Here is a 6,056-nt window from a genome sequence, read left to right as displayed (position 1 = left end):
AAACTTATGAAAAAAATATGGCAGAAAGACAACAATGCCACTAATATATTAGTCAATACTTTTACGGTTGGCAAAGACCTCGATTTCGACGAGCGCCTGGCAAAATATGATGTTAAAGGTTCCATGGCACACTGCAAAATGCTGGCGGAAGTCGGCATTATCTCTGATGAAGAGTCGGAACAAATGCTGTCTGTCTTAGCGGGAATTTTAGGACATATAGAAAACGGAAATTTTGAAATCGATAAAAATGCGGAGGACATTCATTCGCAGGTCGAATCGGTTTTAATAGAGAAATTAGGTGATACCGGAAAGAAAATTCACACCGCGCGGTCCCGGAATGATCAGGTTTTACTGGATATCAAACTGTATCTGCTGGATGAAATCCGGGAAATCACGGTGCTGACGGATGGGTTTTTCCAGCTGTTGATCAAACTGGCGGAACAACATAAAAAGGTGTTATTTCCGGGCTATACCCATTTGCAGATCGCGATGCCTTCCTCCTTCGGATTATGGTTCGGCGCGTATGCGGAAGCGCTGCTGGATGATATGGAAATGCTTTTTTCCGTGAAAAATATCATTAATAAAAATCCGTTGGGTTCGGCAGCCGGTTACGGTTCCTCATTTCCGATCGACCGGGAAAGCACTACCTATAATCTGGGCTTCCAGTCGATGAACTACAATTCGGTCTATGCCCAGATGACCCGTGGGAAATCGGAGAAACTGCTTTCGATGGCGATGGCGACCCTGGCAGGAACCTTAGGGAAATTTTCATACGATGTCTGTTTGTACCTGAGCCAGAACTTCGATTTCATCAGCTTTCCGAAAGAATTTACAACGGGAAGCAGCATCATGCCGCACAAGAAAAACCCGGACATCTTCGAACTGGTCCGCGCGCGGTGCAACAGGATACAGTCGTTGCCGAATGAGTTTATTTTGCTGACGAACAATCTTCCGTCCGGTTACCACCGCGATATGCAGCTGACGAAGGAGATCCTGTTCCCGGCCATTGATTCACTGAAAGAATGCCTGGAGATTCTGAACTATACGCTGCCCCATATTCAGGTAAAAGACGGCATTTTAGAAGATGAAAAGTACAAATACCTGTTCAGCGTAGAGAAAATCAATGAAGAAGTAAAAAACGGCAGCTCCTTCCGGGATGCTTATGTAAAAGTAGGGCAGGTGATCGAAAACAATGCATTCGATTTTAAAATAGAGAACGTAGAGCATACCCACCAGGGAAGCATCGGGAATCTTTGTCTGGATAAAATTGAACACCAATTCAATAAAGTGAAAAATAAATTGTTAGGATAACCTCTTTATTATAATAGCCCGGATCGCAGCGGTTACCCCACAGCGGGGCGGGAAAGCTTGGAGAACGGCGGGTGTAGCATCGGAGCGGTTGAGGTGGGCCGGAGCGAGGAGTATGAGCGGAGAGCCGGATCAGCTCCTGAAAATTTGAAGGTCTGAAGTGCTGATGACGGCAGCATATAGGTCTGTAAAAGACTTATCGATAAAAATCTCCAAGGCAAAATTTTCTATTCTGCCGGTAGGGATGAATAAGGGTACAAAGAATTGGTACTAATCAGCAAGCTGATTGATTAAATAAAATATACCTCTACGTTCCGGTATGAACTTTATCAGCAAGTGTGCCGCATTGCTTCGCTTCCAGAAGTTGGTCGTACTTCAAGTAAAATTTTGCTTTTACATCACTCCAGGTCAATCTTAAACTTCGTAGACTTCTTCACTTCATGAAGTACGATGGAGCTGTGGTACTGCCCGATGTTGGGAATATTGGAAATCACGTTCACGGCGAATTCATTATAGGAATTGATGTCTTTCGCAATGATCTTGAGCATATAATCATATTCCCCGGATAGGCTGATGATTTCCTGTACCTCGTCATATTTCCCGATGTTTTTTTCAAAGGACTCAAGGACTTTCTGGGACTGCTCTTTCAGCCGGATATTGCAGTATACCACAATATTCAGTCCCAGCTTTTCACGGTTGAGAAGGCCTACGTATTTTTCAATGATTCCCTGCTTCTCAAGCTGCTTGATGCGCTCGTAAGTCGGGGTAAAGGTAAGCCCGATCCTTTCTGAAATTTCCTTTACCGAAAGTGTGGAATTGTCCTGAATAATGCTGAGAATCATTTTGTCTTTTAAATCCATATCCTAAACTTGAGTATTGGCAAAAATAGTGTTTATAAATGAAACCGGATAAAGATTGTGGTATTTTAATTTTGGTAAATGAAGCGAAATGATGAGAAAGCTCGCCTTATCAGCAGTACCGGTATATATTAAAATAAGCCCGTTTCACGGTCTGCTGAGAGATTGCAGAAAGGCAGTATAAATTTACAGATTATTATAAATTTTATTTGGCCTGTTTTTAAAATTGTTGTATCTTTGCACCTAATGAATAACACAGTATTTATATCATTAGAATTACCGGGCGTAGACGCCCTTTACGATATTTATTTATTTTAAGCGAAGATATTTTCTTCGCTTTTTTTTTGTGAAAATTTTAGAATATTATGTTTACGATTACAGAACTAAGCACCGAGAGAATCAACCGTATAGTACAGGAAGCATTGGCTTTTGCGGAAGGAAAGACTGCCAAAATAGAAGGCGAGGTTTTCTGTTCCAACCTTTTCTTTGAAGACAGCACCAGAACCAAGACAAGTTTTGATATTGCCGAAAGGAAATTAGGCCTGCAGGTGGTTCCTTTCGATGCCTCCAACAGTTCCGTAAACAAAGGGGAAAGTCTATACGATACCGTAAAAACAATCGAAAGCTTAGGGGTAAACCTGGTCGTGATAAGAGATAAAAAAGACCGTTATTTTGATGAACTGAAAAACATTAAAATCCCCGTGATCAACGGCGGCGACGGAACCGGAAACCACCCGTCCCAGTGTATGCTGGACCTGATGACGATCTACCAGGAATTCGGAAAATTTGAAGGCCTGAAAGTTGGCATCGTAGGTGACGTAAAACACAGCAGGGTAGCCAATTCCAATGCCGAAGCACTGAGACGATTAGGCGCAAAGGTGTATTTCTCCGGCCCGGAACAGTGGTTCGACGAAGGGGCCCTGATCAACGGAACGTACCTGAGCGTTGACGAACTGATTCATGAAGTGGATGTTTTGATGTTATTGAGAATCCAGCACGAAAGACATGACGCCAAGATGAGCTTCTCCGCTTCAGAATACCACAGGAAATACGGATTGACGAAAGAAAGGGAGAAAGCCATGAAGAAAGAAGCGATCATCATGCACCCGGCACCCATCAACCGCGGCGTGGAAATCGATACCGATCTGGTGGAATGCGAACGTTCAAGGGTTTTCAGGCAAATGCAGAATGGCGTTTTCGCAAGAATGGCCATATTAAAAGAAGCTTTGGAAAAAGAAGGGTATACTTTCAAATCATTGTAAAACGTATACAGTAAAAATGTACATCGTAAACAAAACTCATTTCAGTACCGTACATTTTACAATCCTACAACCGACATTGTACAAAATAAAATAATAAGAGATAAAAGTTTAAAATGAAGAAAAAATTAATACTGGAGTCCGGTGAAGTATTTCATGGAAAAGGTTTCGGAGCAGCATTGGAAACGGCAGGCGAAGTGGTTTTCAATACCGGGATGACGGGATATCAGGAACTTATTTCCGATCCTTCCTACTGCGGACAGATTGTCTGCATGACCTATCCGCTTATCGGTAATTATGGTATTAACCGTGATGATTATGAAAGCATCGAGCCGGCCATCAAAGGGCTGATCGTGAAAGAACTCTGCGATTTCCCGTCCAATTTCCGGACACAGATCACCTTGGATGAACTGTTTAAAAAGAAAAATCTTTCTGGAATTTCCGGCATCGATACCAGAAGGCTTACCAGAGTGCTTCGTAACCACGGCGTTGTAAAAGGAAAAATCGTAAATGCCGATGCCGACGAAAGCACGGTGGTTGCAGAACTGAAATCAACCACGTTCCCGACCAACCAGGTGGAAACGGTATCTACCAAGACACCGTACGCTAATCCGGGAAGAGGCTTAAAAGTAGTATTGGTGGATTTCGGTTCCAAACTGGGAATCATCCGCGAACTCTCTCAGAGAAACTGTGACATTACCGTTGTTTCCCAGGATGTAACGGCAGAAGAGATCCTGCTGATGAATCCTGATGGCGTTATGTTATCCAACGGTCCCGGCGACCCTGAAGACAACCAGCAGGCCCTGGAAATGATCCGCGGAATCTTAGGGAAAGTGCCGATCTTCGGGATCTGCTTAGGACACCAGCTGATCGGTCTGGCTTGCGGCGCAAAAACATTTAAGCTGAAATTCGGACACCGCGGAGGAAACCACCCGGTGCTGGATGTAGAGAAAAACAAAGTGGCCATCACTTCCCAGAACCACGGATATGCCGTAGATCAGGAAAGTTTAAAAGACACGGACCTTATCGAGACGCATATCGCCCTGAACGACAGAACTAATGAAGGACTAAGACATAAGATCCACCCTTGCTTCTCCGTACAGTACCACCCGGAAGCAAGCCCTGGTCCGGAGGATGCAAATTATCTGTTTGATGATTTCATCGATATGATGAACGAATTTAAAAGCGTACTGGTTTAACAATCCGTAATATATATCGGTTTCATCCGCATGATGCAACGATATATCAACCGAACCATGAAATGGTTCAACAACAATAACCACGGCCAAAACCGTGCAAAACAACAATGAATACGGATAACCTCCGTGACGGAAAAATTTAAAAATTTAAAATGGCAAAACGTACAGATATAAAAACAATTTTGGTAATCGGATCAGGACCCATCATCATCGGTCAGGCAGCAGAATTCGATTATGCAGGAACACAGGCTTGTTTATCTTTAAGAGAAGAAGGCTATAAGGTCATCCTGATCAATTCCAACCCGGCAACAATCATGACGGATGTGGAAATCGCAGACAAGGTGTATATCGAACCGATTTCCCTTCAGTTTGTAAGTCACATCATCAGAAAAGAACGCCCGGACGCATTGCTGCCGACACTGGGAGGCCAGACCGGACTGAACATGGCGGTAGAGCTTGAAAAATCAGGAATCCTTGAAGAATGTAAAGTGGAAGTTTTGGGAACCAAGCTTTCAGCGATCAACCGAGCGGAAGACAGGGATCTTTTCCGGGAGCTGATGAGGGAGCTCAACGAGCCGGTTCCGGAATCGGACATCGTAAACACGGTGGAAGGAGCCCTGAGTTTTGCTGCGGAAATAGGGTATCCGGTAATTGTCCGTCCGGCCTTTACCATGGGCGGAACAGGAGGCGGAATCGCTTCAACTGAAGCAGAGCTGAAGGAAATTGCAGAACTGGGATTAAAGTACAGCCCGGTAACACAGTGTCTGATCGAAAGATCCATTGCCGGTTTCAAAGAAATCGAATACGAGGTAATGCGTGATGCCAACGACAATGCGATCGTGGTGTGTAATATGGAAAACATCGACCCGGTTGGGGTACACACCGGAGATTCCATCGTCGTAGCTCCTTCACAAACCCTTTCCGACAGAGAATACCAACTGTTGAGAAATGCTTCCCTGAAAATCATCAGAGCACTGGGAATCGAAGGAGGTTGTAACGTACAGCTGGCTTTAGACCCGCACTCTTTCAACTACTATATCATCGAGGTAAACCCTAGGGTTTCCCGGTCATCAGCCTTAGCTTCCAAAGCAACGGGATACCCGATTGCAAAGATCGCTGCGAAGATCGCGGTAGGCTTGACACTGGATGAAATCATGAACCCGGTAACGGGAAAAACCTACGCGTGCTTCGAGCCGGCTCTGGATTATGTGGTAACCAAATTCCCGAGATTCCCGTTCGATAAATTCGAAACGGCGGACAGAAGATTATCCACCCAGATGAAAGCTACAGGTGAGGTAATGGCCATTGGAAGAAATTTCGAGGAGTCGTTACAGAAAGCCATCCGTTCCCTGGAAACAGGAATCAAGCACCTGGGACTAAAAACCAAACAGGCCCAGGCGCTGACAGAAGAAGAAATCGAAAGAAGAATCAGG

General features: G+C 44.5%; 5 protein-coding genes. 4 read left to right on the top strand and 1 reads right to left on the bottom strand.

Features of this window, described 5'->3' with window-relative positions; genetic code table 11:
* The first annotated feature begins 6 nt into the window (after positions 1–6).
* Positions 7–1,311, top strand: a complete 1,305-nt coding sequence (gene argH / locus QZ735_RS18095; protein WP_294251545.1) for an argininosuccinate lyase — start codon at positions 7–9, stop codon at positions 1,309–1,311.
* A gap of 395 nt (positions 1,312–1,706) precedes the next feature.
* On the opposite strand, the gene QZ735_RS18090 is transcribed toward argH, so the two are convergent.
* The gene (locus tag QZ735_RS18090) at positions 1,707–2,168 is read right to left on the bottom strand and encodes an Lrp/AsnC family transcriptional regulator (RefSeq protein WP_294251541.1); all 462 of its coding nucleotides are present in this window, start codon (positions 2,166–2,168) and stop codon (positions 1,707–1,709) included.
* 362 nt (positions 2,169–2,530) lie between these two features.
* Here QZ735_RS18090 and QZ735_RS18085 point away from each other — a divergent pair, with 362 nt between their 5' ends.
* From QZ735_RS18085 to carB, 3 genes are all read left to right on the top strand, one after another.
* Positions 2,531–3,427, top strand: coding sequence for an aspartate carbamoyltransferase catalytic subunit (locus tag QZ735_RS18085; RefSeq protein ID WP_294251537.1), 897 nt, complete (start codon positions 2,531–2,533; stop codon positions 3,425–3,427).
* 113 nt (positions 3,428–3,540) lie between these two features.
* Entirely contained in the window at positions 3,541–4,623 is a 1,083-nt protein-coding gene (locus QZ735_RS18080; protein ID WP_294251534.1) for a carbamoyl phosphate synthase small subunit, read from the top strand.
* 152 nt (positions 4,624–4,775) lie between these two features.
* Positions 4,776–6,056, top strand: a 1,281-nt coding sequence (gene carB, locus QZ735_RS18075; RefSeq protein ID WP_294251532.1) for a carbamoyl-phosphate synthase large subunit, incomplete at its 3' end; no start/stop codon positions are given.

This window comes from uncultured Chryseobacterium sp., assembly GCF_913776365.1.
GTDB lineage: Bacteria > Bacteroidota > Bacteroidia > Flavobacteriales > Weeksellaceae > Chryseobacterium.
The sequence above is the reverse complement of the archived record's forward strand: the minus strand, read 5'-3'. Positions and strand labels throughout refer to the sequence as shown.